This is a genomic window from Flagellimonas profundi (assembly GCF_017313275.1).
In the GTDB taxonomy this organism is placed as follows: domain Bacteria; phylum Bacteroidota; class Bacteroidia; order Flavobacteriales; family Flavobacteriaceae; genus Flagellimonas; species Flagellimonas profundi.
The window spans coordinates 108,671-123,323 of the sequence record NZ_JAFLNM010000001.1 but is presented as its reverse complement, the minus strand read 5'-3'; the positions used below and the strand labels follow the sequence as shown (position 1 = coordinate 123,323).

The window sequence follows — 14,653 nt, the reverse complement described above, 5'->3', positions numbered from 1 at the left end:
GAACAAGGAATAACGAACTAATTACAAATGTTTTGCTGTGAAATTTGCTACAGCAAATCAAAAATTAAATATAACAATGGAAAAGAAAGCACATTTTACAGCAGAAGAAGCTAAATCTATCGGCGACCAGTTGAAAATTGATTGGAACAAAATACCGTTAAGTGAATTTCGCATTGGTCTTGAAGTAGAACTTGAACATGGATTACATGATGAGGCAACCAATGTTACAGGTAACGACCCTATTCTTACGGCAAAAATCGCCTTGGCACATTTAAACGCTTTTTCAGATTACTATACAAGACTGTACAAAGGTTTTGGAATGGAAGTGCCTCAATTAGACAAACAATAATTCAAGAAAATATGGGACATGACCACGGGCACAGCCACTCGCACAGTGCAAATAAAAAGACACTGACCATTAGCTTAATTATCATCACTGCTTATATGGCAATAGAGGTAATCGGCGGATTACTGACCAATAGCCTTGCTCTATTAGCCGATGCCGGGCATATGTTGAGCGATGCAGTATCATTATTCATTGCATTGATGGCATTTAAGTTCAGCAGTAAAGTAGCTGACTACGGGAAGACGTATGGCTACAAACGATTTGAAATACTTGCAGCAGTTATCAACGGCGCAACGCTGATACTGATTTCAGGCTATATTATTTACGAAGCGATAGAACGCTTTCAGAACCCACCGGAAATACAATCAAGCGGTATGCTCATTGTGGCATTCATCGGCTTACTGGTTAATGTACTTGTAGCCTGGATAATGATACGTGGTGCTGATGTAAAAGAAAACCTCAATATGCGTGGAGCCTACCTTCACGTTATCAGCGATATGCTGGGTTCGGTAGGTGCTATCATTGCAGCTTTACTGATTATGTTCTTCGGTTGGGGATGGGCAGACCCATTGGCAAGTATTATCGTTTCCATACTGGTATTGCGAAGCGGTTACTATGTTACCAAATCATCGGTACATATACTGATGGAGGGAACACCGGAAAATGTGGAGGTCGAAAAGGTAACAGAAAAAATCCTGAAAACGGATGGTGTTATCGGTATGCACGACCTACATATATGGACGATTACAAGCGGCTTGAATGCACTTACTTGCCACTTGGTTGTGGATGGGAAAATGACGATTGGGGAAAGTGAAACATTGCTCCGCAAAGTCGAACACACACTGGAACACCTGAACATCCATCACGTCACTATACAATTAGAAACGCCTGAACACAAGCACGACAATTCGATGTTGTGTACTGTAAAGGCAGACCCGTCAGGACACGACCACCATCATCATCATTAATCTAATTGAATACTGTTTATAATTAAGTTTTAATCTCTAAAAAAATAAAAATGAACAAATTATTGATAGGTGCATTCGCCTCTTTAGCCATCTTCTTAGCCTCTTGTGGTGGCGATACCAAAACTGCAAAGGACGGACACGCACACACCGAGGGCGATGGACACGACCACGCAACTGAACAAGTGGTTGATAAGCCTGCCGAAAAAATTGCAGCCAAAAATAGGAATGAAAAAGGCGAACTGATTGATGCCCACGGACACCTGATTACAGGTTGCCCAGGTCATAAAGAAATGGTAGGTTCAGAGGGCGATATGTGCCCAAAATGTGAGTATATGACAATGATACCTATCACTTGGGATATTACAGGGGTTGATACCGTAAAAGTAACGAAATTGGCTGATTATAACCCGCCTGCTGACAAACTGAAAAAATAATGTAGAACTTAGCTTTATTGCGTTTGCTAAGACGGTGGTTCCTTAATTGGGACTGCCGTTTTTTTTTACCCTACACCCGTAAAAATTACAAATCTTAGCAGTCATATCGCACTTTCAAGCCCTTAGCTTATAGGTAGATTTGTTTATGGTCTAACGATACAGAGGGAATTTCCTAATGATGAACAATGATATAAAGAATGCGAGCCTTGTCCGCAAATCCATTAAAAACGTAAGGACAGTCTTAATGAGCAAGAGCTTAAAGGACTTGAAAATATTTGACATTATATCGGCTGCGGAAATATCAAGAAGCAGGTTCTTTAGCTTTTTTGGAAGCATTAATACGATATTAGAGTTGGTAATTTCAGAAGAACTTATAAAATGTTACCAACTCATCTCGCAAAATGTTATTGCAATTGATAGCAAAGAACTGATTACAGTTGAACTGAAGCAATTGAGGACAATTTATTTTAGAAATAATCCAATACTTTTCGACTATTATAGTAATGTAAATAAGTTACCAGACAGGTATAATGTCCTAAAAGAAGCCGTAGCACTAAAAGAACGTGAATTGTATGCTACAACTTTAGCAAGTAACATTATTAATCTTGGCTCTTATCAGAGAGCCGATAAGTCCACTAAGTATGAATAGCAATCAAAAAGTGATATTCACCTTTGTAAAATAATACCTTAAATATCACGTAATCCCAAATCAGTAAATCTTACAAATTAAACAAGGAATTTTACACGAAATCATTTGTGTTAAGGTCTAACATTTATGTGATATCGCTTAATTTATTCACATTTTTTAAATTTTAAGATTATGATACAAACAAAATTCCAATCTTGCATCGAAGCCTGCCTTAATTGTATAGCTCTATGTAATCAGTGTGCCGTAGCGTGTTTAAACGAGAAAGATGTAGCACATCTTAAAAAGTGTATTCAGCTTAATCTTGAATGCGTAGCTATATGCCAGGCAGCAGCAAATGTTCTGAGCCTTGATGGTAAATTCAGCAAAGAAATTTGTAAACTGTGCATCGAAATTTGCAATGCTTGCGCCGATGAGTGCGAAGCACACGCAAATATGGGAATGGAGCACTGTAAAGAATGCGCTGAAGCGTGTAGAAAATGTGCACAGGCTTGTGAAGAAATGATTAAAGCTGCTTAATCTGTTATTATCATTGTAAAAAAAGAGGGTTTGTTTAAACACTCTTTTTTTGTGCCTTGCCAAATCAGTAAATATCACAAATCAAACACGGAAAAGCGTAATAAGGAACTAACCTGTTGTACTGAAATTTGCACTATCAGATAACAAATAAAATCTCAAATAGAAATGAAAAAGTTAGTGTTAGCATTGTCGGTAATTGCATTTACTGCCTGTAACAACAATCAGCAAAAAGAACAGAACACACAGGAGAGTAATAAGCCTGTAACAGAAGAAACTGTTGCCCCGGCAGAAACAGGGAACGAAAACGTAATTACCATAAATGGCGGCGATGATATGAAGTTCGACAAAACCGAACTGAAAACCAAAGCAGGCGAAACCGTAAAGCTCATCCTAAAGCACGTGGGTAAAGTGCCGATTGAGGCAATGGGACACAATGTTGTCATTCTTGCCCAGGGCACGGACTTTAATGCCTTTGCTAATGCTGCAATAGATGCTAAAGACAACGGCTACATACCTAAAGGAATGGAAAACGCCGTAATCGCTAAAACAGAAATGATTGGCGGCGGGCAAACCACAGAAATTACTTTTACGGCTCCGACTAAAGGTTCATATGATTTCTTATGCTCGTTTCCCGGTCATTACATCTATATGAAAGGCAAACTAATCGTGGAATAACACGGCGATTTCCAAATCAGTAAAAATCACAAATCTTACAAGGAATACCATAATAGTAACACCCCGTTTAATACGGAAATTTGTATAACAATAAAAAATAAGTTCAAAATGAAAAATGTAGAATTAAGCATACCAGATATGCAAAGTGCACATTGCCAGTCAAGAGTAAACGGAGCAATCAAAGACATTGACGGCATTAAAGTAGAAAAATTGGAAGCAGGAAAATTATCTGTTTCGGTTGAAAGCGATGAAGTGAAAGAAGAGTTGGTTGAGGCTATTGAAAAAGCAGGCTACAAAGTTGGCGGCGACGACAGCGAAAAGGCTTCAAGTTGTTCAACAGGATGCTGCGGATAAGTTTTGGGCAGTCCCGGAGAGTGTACGCAGGTACATCTTCGGGATTTTTACCAAAGCTACACCAAAGTATGAAACAGTTAAAAACCTCGTTCCATAAATGAAAAGCTATGTTACAGAAACAAAATTCAGGCGACTGTTCGGACATAATGACGAAAGTTTGCAATGTAGCAGACCGGATAATTCAGACCCGATTGGATACAGGTATATCTGCACCGTTTGCCGTGCAGGTTACTAACGAACTTAAAACGGATTATCAACAGTTGAACAATCTGTTTCTCGTTAAATGCGATATAAGCCTTGAAATTATCTATATCAGGCGTATTATCGAAAAGGTAAAAGAGTTACTGGTGTACACCGAGCAATCGTTGTCACAAATCGCTAAAGCGTTGGGCTATCAGAAGCCAACTGAACTATCCGAGCAATTAATGACTTACACAGGATTAACATCTGCCCATTTTAAGCAGATACGAAAAAACAAGCTCGAAATCATCAAAAGACAACAGGAAAAGCAAAACGGACTATAATTGTCAGAACAGCAAACTTTTAAATAGAAGTCTTGATGAAACCTCGCTTTGTGTACAGAAGCAGAGGTTTTCTTTTTATCAGCAATGCAAGACAGGAAACTACCCAGGAATGAAGAAATACACGTGGCGAACACATAAAATTACAAAGGAAACAGAAGATACCATTACCCTATACTTTGACACGGAGCAGCAGGCATTTACTTACTTGCCCGGTCAGTATCTCAACATCAGGCTTACCATAAATGGCGAACTACTTATACGTTCGTATTCGTTCAGTTCGGTGCCTTCTGACGAATTTCCTGCCATTACTATCAAAAGGGTTACTGGTGGCAAGATGAGCAATTACATACTGGATAATGCATACCATATCGAAGCCTGGGAAATAGAAGCCCCCTTTGGCAGCTTTGTCTTGGAAGAGCAGATAGCAACCCAATCCCAAATCGTACTGTTGGCAGGTGGTAGCGGCATTTCGCCTTTGTTCTCAATGCTAAAAAGTATTGAAAGCAGCAGCCAAATTCCCTTACTGGTGTACAGTAACAAAACACCGGAAGATACCATATTTTGGAATGAATTGGAAGCGATGCAGGCAGCGCAAGAACTGAATATTTGTTATTCCTTTACCGCACCCGATTTTATTTCCACCAAAATCAACCACGTTGCAGGCAGGTTTAATCTGCTTGTTTTACGTTCGGTTATTAAAAGACTTGTTGGCGAGGTTCAGGCAGCCCATTACTTCATCTGTGGACCAAATGGGCTGATGGATTTGTACCGGGATGCTTTAATTGGTTTGAACATTCCCAAAGACCATATCCATTTGGAATACTTTGACCCGGTTCCGTTGGATCCGGGCGATTTGGAAACGAACGGTATTGCCAAAGATGTGATTGTAAACTATTACGAGGATTATTACGAAAATGATGAAAAACAAACCTATGAATGCACTTCACTCATTGAGGTGCAGCCGAAGCAGTCGCTTTTGGATGCGATGAAAGAGCATCATATCAAAGTGTCAAGTTCCTGTAAGAACGGAACCTGCGGGGCTTGTTGGGCATTAAAAACAGATGGAGAAGTTAGGATGCTCCATAACGGCGCATTAACAGAACAGGATATGGCAGAGGGAATAATTTTGCTATGCCAAAGCTATCCAATGAATGCAGATGTTTGTGTTACGATACAATAACAACCTTATCATACATAGGGCAAAACGATTGCTTTGCCCTTATTTTAAATAATAATGGGAGTTGTCAATCTTTCTTTAGTGCCAGTTTGCGGAGCATTGCCGTACTCATACTATCCGTGTAAGCTCCGTAAGCCGTAACCAAAATGCCTTTTAATCCGTCTTTCGATACAATCCCATACACCGTAGCCTCATCGCTTGGATTGCTTTCTCCCTCATAGCGATAGACCTGCTCAATTTCAAAATCATCAACAGTATATTTGTTGGCTCCACAGATTAAACAGTTCTCTTCGAGATTGAAATCCACATTATAACCTTCCTGCGTAGGTTTTGTATCGCTACCAAAACCGTAGCATATTTGTACGTTACATTTGTCATAGTAATAGTATTTTATATTGTTGCTTATCGTTTCCGACTGTCCTGTCAGAAATCTTCTTTCAACAGGTCTTTGAGCTTCCGGTGCTGTATGCACAATTCGGCATACATTGTTTTCAGCCTGCTGTTTTCTTCGTTTAAATTTACCAGTTCTACAAGAATATCCATCCCCAAATCCTTGTATTTGTGTTTCAGTTCAAAAATGTTAGTGCCGTAAACGCCGTATTTCTCAAAAAGCTCCAGTCCGCTTTTGCCTGTGTTGTAATCTTTAAGCACCTTTAAAACCTGATGTTCGTTAATCTTTTTATTCTTCATTTTATACGGATGTTGTCTGTTACAAAATTCCGTAAGATTAGCGGGAGCTGCTATGTACTTTTCCTTGTTTAGTTTATGATATTTAATGTTGCAGCACTCGATTTCATAAAATTTCACAAAACAAAGCCGGAATATCATAATAGTTTGTCGGTGGCAAATGCAGAATTTTGACTATTGAATAAAGGAACTTATACACTTTAAAAGCTATGACACTATTAATAAAAGGAATGGTGTGCAATAGATGTACGTATGTTCTTGAACAGGAATTAACAGCTTTGGGTTTTGAGGTCTTGGATATAAAACTGGGGCAAGTCATCATAAAAGATACGGCAGACTTTTCGCAAAAGTTGGGAGCCATAAAAACGATGCTGAAAAGCATCGGCTTAGAACTGATGTACGACAAGAACCAAAAGACGATAAACAGGATAAAAGAGTTGGTGGAGAAAGGTATCACGTTGCAACTGCAAAGCGGCACTCCTACCAAATTTACAACCTTAATCAGTGGTAAGCTGCACAAGAACTACGATACATTGAGTGCCTTATTTTCTTCGGTGGAGGGAATAACACTCGAAAAGTACATCATTCATCGGAAGATTGAAAAGGTAAAAGACCTTTTGGTACATACCGAAATGTCGCTGACCGATATTGCCCACGTGCTGGGTTACAGCAGTCAGGCATACCTTTCCAACCAGTTGAAAAAACACACCGGCTTTACATCAAGCTATTTCAAGCAGTTAAAGCAGGAACAGGGGCAAAACGTTACTATGCAGATGGACGAAGAGCATACCCCGCATTGAGGCTTTTTCAATCCATTCGCGGGCATTTTGCTATTTTTTTAATGCGAGCATCAGAGCTACTGAAACATCAGTAGCTCTATTTGTTTCAGGTAGATACCACCAAATCAAAAAAGTAAATTTCACAACTTTTACCCGTCATTTCGTATAGCTGCGCCTTAGCTGTAACCCGACCTTTGCCATTATTAATAATTGATGTTTTGTATTTGCAACCAAGTTCCCAAAACCTGTTGGCAATTTTGCAATGAAGAAGCATTATCACTAAAAATTAAAGTTGTTATTATAATGAGAACAAGTAAAATTGGTTTGTTATCCATCTTCCTTATCGGAGCAGGATTGATACAGAGTTGCAAACAAAAAGAAGAAAAACAGTTAAAAGATGAGCCTCCGGTAGTCACCGTGGCCACTATCAGCAGTTCGGAAACCGAGCAATCCGTTTCCTATTCGGGTTCTATTGTACCCGACAATATGACCACCGTAAGTTTTGCCGTTCCCGGAACGATAAACAGCGTGGGCGTGAATGAGGGGCAACGTGTCAGCAAAGGACAGTTCCTTGCAAGCATTGATGCCACTGAGTACGAAGCTGCATTGCAGATTGCCAATGCCAGCTTAGACCAGAGCCAGGATGCGTTCAGAAGATTTGATGAATTGTATAAAAAAGGAAGTTTCCCCGAAAAGGACTATATCGACATCAAAACTAAAGTAGCGCAGGCGGAAGCCAATAAAAAAATCAACCGCAAGCGTATTACCGACAGCCGTTTGCATTCACCGACCAATGGTATTATAACCGTTAAAACTGCCGAGGTTGGCGGTATGGCAGCACCGGGCGTTCCTGCCTTTACCATTGTAAAAACAGATATGGTATATGCACAGTTTGCCGTACCCGAAAGCGAAATCGGGAGCTTCAAACAAGGAATGCAGGTAGCCGTAAACATTCCTACACTGCAACGCAATTTCACTGGCAAAATCACTATAATCAATCCCGTAGCTGATGAAATTTCAAAAGCCTACACGCTGAAAGTTCGCTTGGACAATCCGGGTGGTGTGCTAATGCCGGGAATGATTACAGAAGTACTTGCAGGAGTTCCGGTAAAGGTTAGGCAGGTGCGTGTACCGCTTACTGCTATCATCAATAATGTAGATAAAATCCCACACGTGTATGTGGTGGATAAAAACAACACCGCTAAACTGACAAGGGTTACAGTGGGCAAAATCATGGGCGATGAGGTTATTATTACCGATGGTCTTAACGAGAGCCAGAAAATTATCCTTGCCGGACAAAACAACGTGAACGACGGGCAGAAAGTAAAAACGCAAACAGCATCCGTAACCGCATCAGCCCCAAAATCTGAATAATTTATGAAAAGAAAGATAAACCTCATTGAAGCGGCAATGAAATTTCCGCAAGTACCAATAGCGATTACTATTATTATGGTACTTGCCGGATTAATTTCACTAATGAAGATGCCAAGAAGTGAAGACCCCCGTGTAACAGTTAGACAGGGCCTTGTCGTGGCTTTCTATCCCGGAGCCGACGAAGAACAGATAGAAAAAGAAGTAACCGACAAACTGGAACAATACCTATTTGGTTTCGAGGAAATCAAAAAAGAAAAAACACATTCAGAGAGTAAGCCCGGGCAGGTGGTGGTAACGGTCGAATTGCAGGATTATGTAAAAGACACTAAAAAATTCTGGAATACTTTACAGCACGGTTTGGATACAAATATGCCTTTGGCTTTGCCACGGGGCGTACAGGGACCGTATGTGAACAGCGACTTCGGCGATGTGGTCGTTCAGATGATTGCCGTATCTGCTCCTGGTCGTTCTTACGCCCAGTTGGAAAACTATCTGGACGAACTGGAAGACGGTATTAAGACCATTCCGCAGGTTTCCAAAATCAAGCGATACGGAGGTCAGAAGCAGCAAATATTCATTACCCTGCGTGAAGACGTATTAAAACAGTATGGTTTCGGTATCAACAAAATCGCAAACACATTAAGTCAACAGAATGTTACCATACCGAGTGGCGATATTGAGATTGGCAAAAACCGTTTCCTCATTTTCACAGATTCACAGTATCAGAATGAAAATGAAATCGGGAACCTGATTGTCTATAGTTCTCCACAGGGCGGCAATATCCGCTTGCGTGATATAGCCAACATTGATAGAAAATACGAAGATCTCAAAAGTAAAATTACAGTTTCGGGAAACGATGTAATGATGCTGACGGTAGAAATGCAGCCCGGACAGAACATTGTCGATTTGGGTAATGCCTTAGCACAAAAGGTTGCTGAAGTAAAAGAAATCCTGCCATCAGATGTACAGGTCAACACTATTGTTGACCAACCCGAAGTGGTCAAAATGAACTTAGGGCATTTCTTTATTGAGTTCGGTATTGCAATTGCCGCCGTTATCTTGGTTGTGATGCTTTTGCTGCCGTTCAGGGTTGCCACCATTTCAGCCATTGCAGCACCCGTTACTATTGCCGTAACATTCGCTATCCTCAATTTGCTTGGTATTGAAATGCACCAGGTTAGTTTGGCGGCAATGATTATTGTACTGGGGATGGTAGTAGATGATGCCATTATCGTAGTGGATAACTACATTGAGAAAGTGGACGAAAAAATACCATCTTGGACTGCCGCTTGGCAGAGTGCCACACAGTTAATGGTTCCCATTTTTACGGCTACGCTAACCATTGTCCTATCGTTCCTGCCGTTGGCATTTACACTTACTGGGCTAACAAGGGAGTTTGTGCAATGGATACCGATTACCGTTAGCATCGCTTTGGCAGTTTCGTTCTTGGTAGCCTTATTCCTTACGCCGTATATGTGTTACCACTTCCTGAAAAAAGGATTGAAAAAGCACGATGATAAACCGAAAAAACGCAATTTCTTAGACAGGATGCAGGACGGTTTCGACCGGGCAATCGAGTTCTGTATGAAATGGCAGAAAACTACTTTGGTAGCAGGTTTGGTTATCTTCTTATTGTCTTTCGTAGTAGGCAGTCAGGTTAAAACCGAGTTTTTCCCTATCGTGGAAAGAAACCAGTTCAACCTTGAATTGTGGATGGACAACGGTACGAATATCCACGAAACCGAAGCAGCCGTTAGGAAGATAGAAAAAGAAATTGCAGGCGATAAACGCATTGTAAACACCGCAAGTTTTATAGGTACAAGCTCGCCACGTTTCTACTCCACCTACGCACCGGAGCATCCTCGGGAAAACTTTGCACAGATATTCATCAATACCACAAGCAAAGATGCTACGGCAGAAATGATAGACGAATTTGTGCAGAAGTTCAACAACTACCTGCCGAACGGTTATGTAAGGGTAAGGCAGCTAAGCAAGAAGCAACAGCCCGCACCGATTGAAATCCGAGTGATTGGCAAAGATATGACCGAGCAGAAAAAAGTAGCTAAACAGGTTGCTGCAATATTGGAAAATACCAAAGGCTCTAACTGGGTGCGCACCGATTATCAGAATGATTATGTAGGGCTGAAAGCCGTTGTTAAAGAAGATGTAGCCTTGCGTTTGGGAGTTACCAAAGCGCAGATAGCACAGGCATTGGGAGCTAAGATAAAAGGCTATCCAGTATCGCAGATGTGGGAGGGCAATAAAGCCATCGACATTGTATTGCGTACAGACGAAAGCGACAGGGAAAATTTGGATGCTTTAGGCAATATGTATATCAACTCAACATTCGGTGCTAAAGTGCCTTTAAAGCAGGTGGTAGATTTACAACCGTCTTGGCATACTGGGGCTATTGTACACCGTAACGGGCTACGAACCTTAACCGTTTCTTCCGAAGCGCAGTTGGGCAGAAAACCCGCAGAAGTATTTGCAGAGGTACAGCCGAAAATCGACAGCCTGAAGTTACCAAAAGGCGTTAAGATTGCATACGGCGGCGAATATGAAGACGGACTGGAAAGCGGTCCTAAAATGGGAAAGGCTTTTATGATAAGTTTCGTGCTCATCTTCCTTGTCCTTTTATTCCAGTTCAAGCGTGTGGGTAAAGTATTCATTGTCCTGGCTTCATTCCCGTTGAGCTTGCTTGGTGCAATGTTAGGCTTGTTCCTTACAGGTTACGAGTTCGGGTTTATGGCAATCATTGGTATTACCGCCTTACTGGGTATCGTAGTCCGCAATGGGATTATCCTCGTGGACTATGCAGATGAACTGGTAAGAGAACACGGTCACAGCATCAGAGAAGCGGCTTTATTTGCAGCTAAACGTAGAATGCGCCCCATCTTCCTTACCTCTATGGCGGCGGCTATCGGTTTGATACCGTTAATGGCGAGTGGCTCTCCTGAATGGGGACCGATTTCGAGCACCATTTCAATCGGTATTCTGGTATCAATGATTACTACTTTGTTTATCGTTCCGGTATTGTATTACAGGTTCGTAAAACCCTCAAAAAACAAACAGCTGGATGAGCAGCAAGAATTGAATGCTGATGCTCACAACCAAAAATACTTATCATAAAAAGGGATTATGTTACAGAAAAGATATAAAACAGTCATAAAGGTTTTTGTATGCGGTTTCGCTCTTTTGCAGGGGACAAACAACCTCTTTGCACAACAGCAGTTAACCCTTGCGGAAAGTAAAGAACTGGCATTAAAAAACAACAACAGGATAGGCAAAGCCAAAGAAGACGTAATTGCCACCCAATCCGACAAACTGATTACAGATGTGGCAGGCAGACCAAAACTGGATGCATCGGCAACAGCCTTTTACTTTGGAGAGCCATTGAATACGATGCTGCCCGAATATGGGTTTGCACCAATGTTCAGCGTTACACAGCCGATTTATACTGGCGGTAAGATTAAGTACGGTAAGCAGATGGCAGAAACCAATATACAGATGAGCAACGCTCAACAACGATTGGTAGAGGATGAAGTATTACTGGCTACCGAAACCGCTTACTGGCTTGTGGTTCAGGCTAAGGAAGAAATCAAAATGGAACAGCAGGTTAAAAAGCAACTGGCTTCGCATTATACATTCCTGAATAACCAGTTTGAGGCAGGATTGATTTACAAAAACGATGTGTTACGGGCAAAGGTGCTCCAGAACGAAAACGAAGCCCGTTTGCAGGCTGCGGATAATAAGCTCATCTTGGCAAAAAGAAGATTGACCCAGTTAATCGGGATGGAAGACCCCACAGGTATAGACGTAGCCGATACATTGAGTACGAGGGAATTTTTAAAGCAGGGTATTTTGGAGGCTGCCGATGCGAACCGTCCGGAAATTGAGTTGGCAACCAATGGCATTAAAATGAGCGAGCTTACAAAAAGTATGCTCAAAGCCAACCTGAAACCATCGGTAGGTTTATCACTTAACGGAATGGCAGCTTTTGGAAAAGACGGCATCAACTTTGGCGACCCGACCAAAAACCATATGCTGACCTACTTCGGTATGTTAAGCGTTAAAATTGCGGTTTTCGACTGGGGCAGCAGAAAAGAAAAAGCAAAGCAGCAGGAAGCCAACATTCGTTCGGCTGAATATGGTCTGAAAGAACTGAAAAGCCAAATCACTGTGGAGATTGAGCAAGCTACGCTTAACCTGCAATTGCAGGCGAACAACATTGATTTAATGCAGGCATCGTTAATTGAAGCAGACGAGAACCTGAAACTAAGTAATGACCGCTTTAAAGCCGGAACCATTACCGGGGAAGATGTATTGATAGCAGAAACGCTTTGGCAAAGAGCATATAGCAATATGTTGGATGCAAAAGTACGGTACAAGATTGCCGAGGCTGTGTACCACAAAGCTACCGGACAGATAAAATAGTTTTATCAGAGTTTAGATATACTCAATTTGCGGGGGCGGTAACAAGTCCCTGCATTTTAATTGAAAATACAATAAGATAAATGCAAAACGATACAGCCAATAGAAATGGTATGTTAATGATACCCGATATTTCAGGCTTTACGGATTTCGTTATCAAATCAAATATGTTTGTTGGCAAATACATAACAGAAAGCCTGCTCAAATCAGTAATGGATAGCAATATCCTCTGCCTTGAAATTTCCGAGATTGAGGGCGATGCGATACTTTTTTACAAGTACCATAATCTTCCCACGTTTGAAGAAACATTAATACAAATTGAACAGATGTACAATGATTTTAAAAATGAACTCAATCGCTTAGTAAAACAACTTGGAATCGAAATTCCTTTATCCTTGAAGATAATTGTACACTACGGCGAGTTTACTAGATACAAAATAGGGAAATTCGAGAAACTCTACGGCGCACCAGTGGTAGAAGCTCACAAAATGTTGAAAAACCATATTGCAGAATACCCGCCATATGCCTTGTTTTCAGATGCTTTTTTAAAAGCCAACTTCGACTATCCCGAAAAATCTACTTTAGAATACGATAAGTGCGAAGATTGTAAGTATCTGCCCGCAATAGGTTATATACATTACCTGTAAAACCCAATCAGTAAAAATCACAAATCTAACAAAGAAAATTATAATACTTGTGCGCAGCAGCTTCTATAATTTTACATAGATTTTAAATACGGCTCTAAAACCGACAATGACAAAATGAAAGATTTAGAAGAAAAACTATTGCGCAGGAATATAAAACCAACTTCGGTTAGGCTGTTAATCTTTAGAACAATGTCTGACTTTAAAAAGGCTTTCAGCCTGACTGATTTGGAAACCAAACTTGAAACAGTCAATAAATCGACCATATTCAGAACGTTGAGCCTCTTCCAAGAAAACCTGCTTATCCATAGCATTGACGACGGTTCAGGTTCTATCAAATATGCTATTTGCAACGATGGTTGTATGTGTGTCATTGATGAGCTGCACGTACATTTCAATTGCATCAGGTGTAAGAATACATTTTGCATGGAAAGCATTTCGATACCCTCGATACAGCTACCCGATAAGTTCCTTTTGGAAAGCGTGAACTTCGTAATGAAAGGAATGTGCGGGCAATGCGCAAGGTTCCACAAGTCAAAATAATTCCTTTAAAACCCAATCCTTTTTTTAAGCCGCCATACCAAAATATGTCGGCTTTGCATTTGCAACCATGTTCCCAAAACCGACTGATAATTTTGCCTTGTAAATTAAAATAATATGACAATGGCAATAAAAAATCATTATTCAGCAGATACAGATACAGCCTACAAAAGCAACCGCCTGTTTGATATAATTTCCTTTGAATGTGCAGTGCCCGAAAAAGAAACCGTGATTGCTTACACGGCGGCACTGCAATCCCATTCCACGCACCCGATAGCAAGCAGTGTGCTCAAATTTCTTCCGGCTATCAGGCTACCCGATTACAAGGTCGAAAAGTTTGAAGAAATACCCGGTTACGGTATCAAAGGATTTGTGAACGGGCACGAAGTCATCATTGGCAATTTAGCCCTGATGAAATCTTACGACTTCTACTACGATGAAAGCCTCGACGAACTGCGGGAGCCTGTAATCCTCATTATGATTGACGACCGATATTCTGGATGCTTTATAATGATGGAATATCCACAATAAACACCAATCACAAAACATTTCAGG

Annotated in this window: 18 protein-coding genes; 16 read left to right on the top strand and 2 right to left on the bottom strand. The window is 40.9% G+C overall.

The annotated features are described in order from the left end of the window. The first annotated feature begins 76 nt into the window (after positions 1-76). The 9 genes from J0654_RS00610 to J0654_RS00570 all read left to right on the top strand — a co-directional run bounded on the left by J0654_RS00610 (position 77) and on the right by J0654_RS00570 (position 5,646). Positions 77-349, top strand: coding sequence for a DUF5661 family protein (locus tag J0654_RS00610; RefSeq protein ID WP_207025719.1), 273 nt, complete (start codon positions 77-79; stop codon positions 347-349). Between the two features lie 11 nt (positions 350-360). Then, positions 361-1,314 (top strand): cation diffusion facilitator family transporter, encoded by a 954-nt coding sequence (locus J0654_RS00605; protein ID WP_207025717.1) that lies wholly within the window; start codon positions 361-363, stop codon positions 1,312-1,314. A 50-nt stretch (positions 1,315-1,364) separates the two neighbouring features. Continuing rightward, a complete protein-coding gene (locus J0654_RS00600) occupies positions 1,365-1,748 on the top strand; it encodes a hypothetical protein (RefSeq protein WP_207025716.1) in 384 nt (127 codons plus the stop codon). Between the two features lie 244 nt (positions 1,749-1,992). Continuing rightward, positions 1,993-2,397 carry a hypothetical protein gene (locus J0654_RS00595; protein WP_207025715.1) on the top strand — a complete coding sequence of 135 codons (405 nt, stop codon included), beginning with the start codon at positions 1,993-1,995 and terminating at the stop codon, positions 2,395-2,397. 171 nt (positions 2,398-2,568) lie between these two features. After that, positions 2,569-2,913, top strand: a complete 345-nt coding sequence (locus tag J0654_RS00590; RefSeq protein WP_207025714.1) for a four-helix bundle copper-binding protein — start codon at positions 2,569-2,571, stop codon at positions 2,911-2,913. A 165-nt stretch (positions 2,914-3,078) separates the two neighbouring features. Then, positions 3,079-3,588 carry a plastocyanin/azurin family copper-binding protein gene (locus J0654_RS00585; protein ID WP_207025713.1) on the top strand — a complete coding sequence of 170 codons (510 nt, stop codon included), beginning with the start codon at positions 3,079-3,081 and terminating at the stop codon, positions 3,586-3,588. Positions 3,589-3,696: 108 nt separating this feature from the next. Beyond that, a complete protein-coding gene (locus tag J0654_RS00580; protein ID WP_207025712.1) occupies positions 3,697-3,942 on the top strand; it encodes a heavy-metal-associated domain-containing protein in 246 nt (81 codons plus the stop codon). Positions 3,943-4,049: 107 nt separating this feature from the next. Then, positions 4,050-4,466: a hypothetical protein gene (locus tag J0654_RS00575; protein WP_207025711.1), complete on the top strand. Its 417-nt coding sequence runs from the start codon at positions 4,050-4,052 to the stop codon at positions 4,464-4,466. Between the two features lie 109 nt (positions 4,467-4,575). Next, positions 4,576-5,646: a flavin reductase family protein gene (locus J0654_RS00570; RefSeq protein WP_207025710.1), complete on the top strand. Its 1,071-nt coding sequence runs from the start codon at positions 4,576-4,578 to the stop codon at positions 5,644-5,646. Positions 5,647-5,710: 64 nt separating this feature from the next. Here J0654_RS00570 and J0654_RS00565 read toward each other — a convergent pair whose 3' ends face one another. Together J0654_RS00565 and J0654_RS00560 are read right to left on the bottom strand one after the other, a co-directional pair. Continuing rightward, positions 5,711-6,115: a hypothetical protein gene (locus J0654_RS00565; protein ID WP_207025709.1), complete on the bottom strand. Its 405-nt coding sequence runs from the start codon at positions 6,113-6,115 to the stop codon at positions 5,711-5,713. Further along, positions 6,067-6,333, bottom strand: a complete 267-nt coding sequence (locus J0654_RS00560) for a hypothetical protein (RefSeq protein WP_207025708.1) — start codon at positions 6,331-6,333, stop codon at positions 6,067-6,069. Before J0654_RS00560 ends, J0654_RS00565 begins: the two co-directional genes overlap by 49 nt. Before the next feature lie 206 nt (positions 6,334-6,539). Between J0654_RS00560 and J0654_RS00555 the strand changes: the two genes are divergently transcribed. From J0654_RS00555 to J0654_RS00525, 7 genes are all read left to right on the top strand, one after another. Then, the gene (locus J0654_RS00555; protein WP_207025707.1) at positions 6,540-7,130 is read left to right on the top strand and encodes a helix-turn-helix domain-containing protein; all 591 of its coding nucleotides are present in this window, start codon (positions 6,540-6,542) and stop codon (positions 7,128-7,130) included. Positions 7,131-7,412: 282 nt separating this feature from the next. Then, positions 7,413-8,483 (top strand): efflux RND transporter periplasmic adaptor subunit, encoded by a 1,071-nt coding sequence (locus J0654_RS00550; protein ID WP_207025705.1) that lies wholly within the window; start codon positions 7,413-7,415, stop codon positions 8,481-8,483. Positions 8,484-8,486: 3 nt separating this feature from the next. Further along, on the top strand, positions 8,487-11,612 hold the full coding sequence (locus tag J0654_RS00545; protein ID WP_207025704.1) for an efflux RND transporter permease subunit: 3,126 nt from the start codon (positions 8,487-8,489) through the stop codon (positions 11,610-11,612). Between the two features lie 9 nt (positions 11,613-11,621). Continuing rightward, on the top strand, positions 11,622-12,917 hold the full coding sequence (locus J0654_RS00540) for a TolC family protein (protein WP_207025703.1): 1,296 nt from the start codon (positions 11,622-11,624) through the stop codon (positions 12,915-12,917). 80 nt (positions 12,918-12,997) lie between these two features. After that, positions 12,998-13,561 carry a DUF2652 domain-containing protein gene (locus J0654_RS00535; protein WP_207025702.1) on the top strand — a complete coding sequence of 188 codons (564 nt, stop codon included), beginning with the start codon at positions 12,998-13,000 and terminating at the stop codon, positions 13,559-13,561. Positions 13,562-13,675: 114 nt separating this feature from the next. Continuing rightward, entirely contained in the window at positions 13,676-14,101 is a 426-nt protein-coding gene (locus J0654_RS00530; protein WP_207025701.1) for a Fur family transcriptional regulator, read from the top strand. Between the two features lie 120 nt (positions 14,102-14,221). Further along, a complete protein-coding gene (locus J0654_RS00525; RefSeq protein WP_207025700.1) occupies positions 14,222-14,629 on the top strand; it encodes a hypothetical protein in 408 nt (135 codons plus the stop codon). Positions 14,630-14,653 lie beyond the last annotated feature (24 nt).

Excerpts from the sequence above, each read along its gene's own strand:
- J0654_RS00600 (WP_207025716.1), top strand. The coding sequence starts at position 1,365 with ATGAACAAATTATTGATAGGTGCATTCGCCTCTTTAGCCATCTTCTTA.
- J0654_RS00585 (WP_207025713.1), top strand. The coding sequence starts at position 3,079 with ATGAAAAAGTTAGTGTTAGCATTGTCGGTAATTGCATTTACTGCCTGT.
- J0654_RS00575 (WP_207025711.1), top strand. The coding sequence starts at position 4,050 with ATGTTACAGAAACAAAATTCAGGCGACTGTTCGGACATAATGACGAAA.
- J0654_RS00555 (WP_207025707.1), top strand. The coding sequence starts at position 6,540 with ATGACACTATTAATAAAAGGAATGGTGTGCAATAGATGTACGTATGTT.
- J0654_RS00595 (WP_207025715.1), top strand. The coding sequence starts at position 1,993 with ATGAGCAAGAGCTTAAAGGACTTGAAAATATTTGACATTATATCGGCT.
- J0654_RS00605 (WP_207025717.1), top strand. The coding sequence starts at position 361 with ATGGGACATGACCACGGGCACAGCCACTCGCACAGTGCAAATAAAAAG.
- J0654_RS00590 (WP_207025714.1), top strand. The coding sequence starts at position 2,569 with ATGATACAAACAAAATTCCAATCTTGCATCGAAGCCTGCCTTAATTGT.
- J0654_RS00535 (WP_207025702.1), top strand. The coding sequence starts at position 12,998 with ATGCAAAACGATACAGCCAATAGAAATGGTATGTTAATGATACCCGAT.
- J0654_RS00610 (WP_207025719.1), top strand. The coding sequence starts at position 77 with ATGGAAAAGAAAGCACATTTTACAGCAGAAGAAGCTAAATCTATCGGC.
- J0654_RS00540 (WP_207025703.1), top strand. The coding sequence starts at position 11,622 with ATGTTACAGAAAAGATATAAAACAGTCATAAAGGTTTTTGTATGCGGT.
- J0654_RS00570 (WP_207025710.1), top strand. The coding sequence starts at position 4,576 with ATGAAGAAATACACGTGGCGAACACATAAAATTACAAAGGAAACAGAA.
- J0654_RS00550 (WP_207025705.1), top strand. The coding sequence starts at position 7,413 with ATGAGAACAAGTAAAATTGGTTTGTTATCCATCTTCCTTATCGGAGCA.
- J0654_RS00530 (WP_207025701.1), top strand. The coding sequence starts at position 13,676 with ATGAAAGATTTAGAAGAAAAACTATTGCGCAGGAATATAAAACCAACT.
- J0654_RS00545 (WP_207025704.1), top strand. The coding sequence starts at position 8,487 with ATGAAAAGAAAGATAAACCTCATTGAAGCGGCAATGAAATTTCCGCAA.
- J0654_RS00525 (WP_207025700.1), top strand. The coding sequence starts at position 14,222 with ATGGCAATAAAAAATCATTATTCAGCAGATACAGATACAGCCTACAAA.
- J0654_RS00560 (WP_207025708.1), bottom strand. The coding sequence starts at position 6,333 with ATGAAGAATAAAAAGATTAACGAACATCAGGTTTTAAAGGTGCTTAAA.
- J0654_RS00580 (WP_207025712.1), top strand. The coding sequence starts at position 3,697 with ATGAAAAATGTAGAATTAAGCATACCAGATATGCAAAGTGCACATTGC.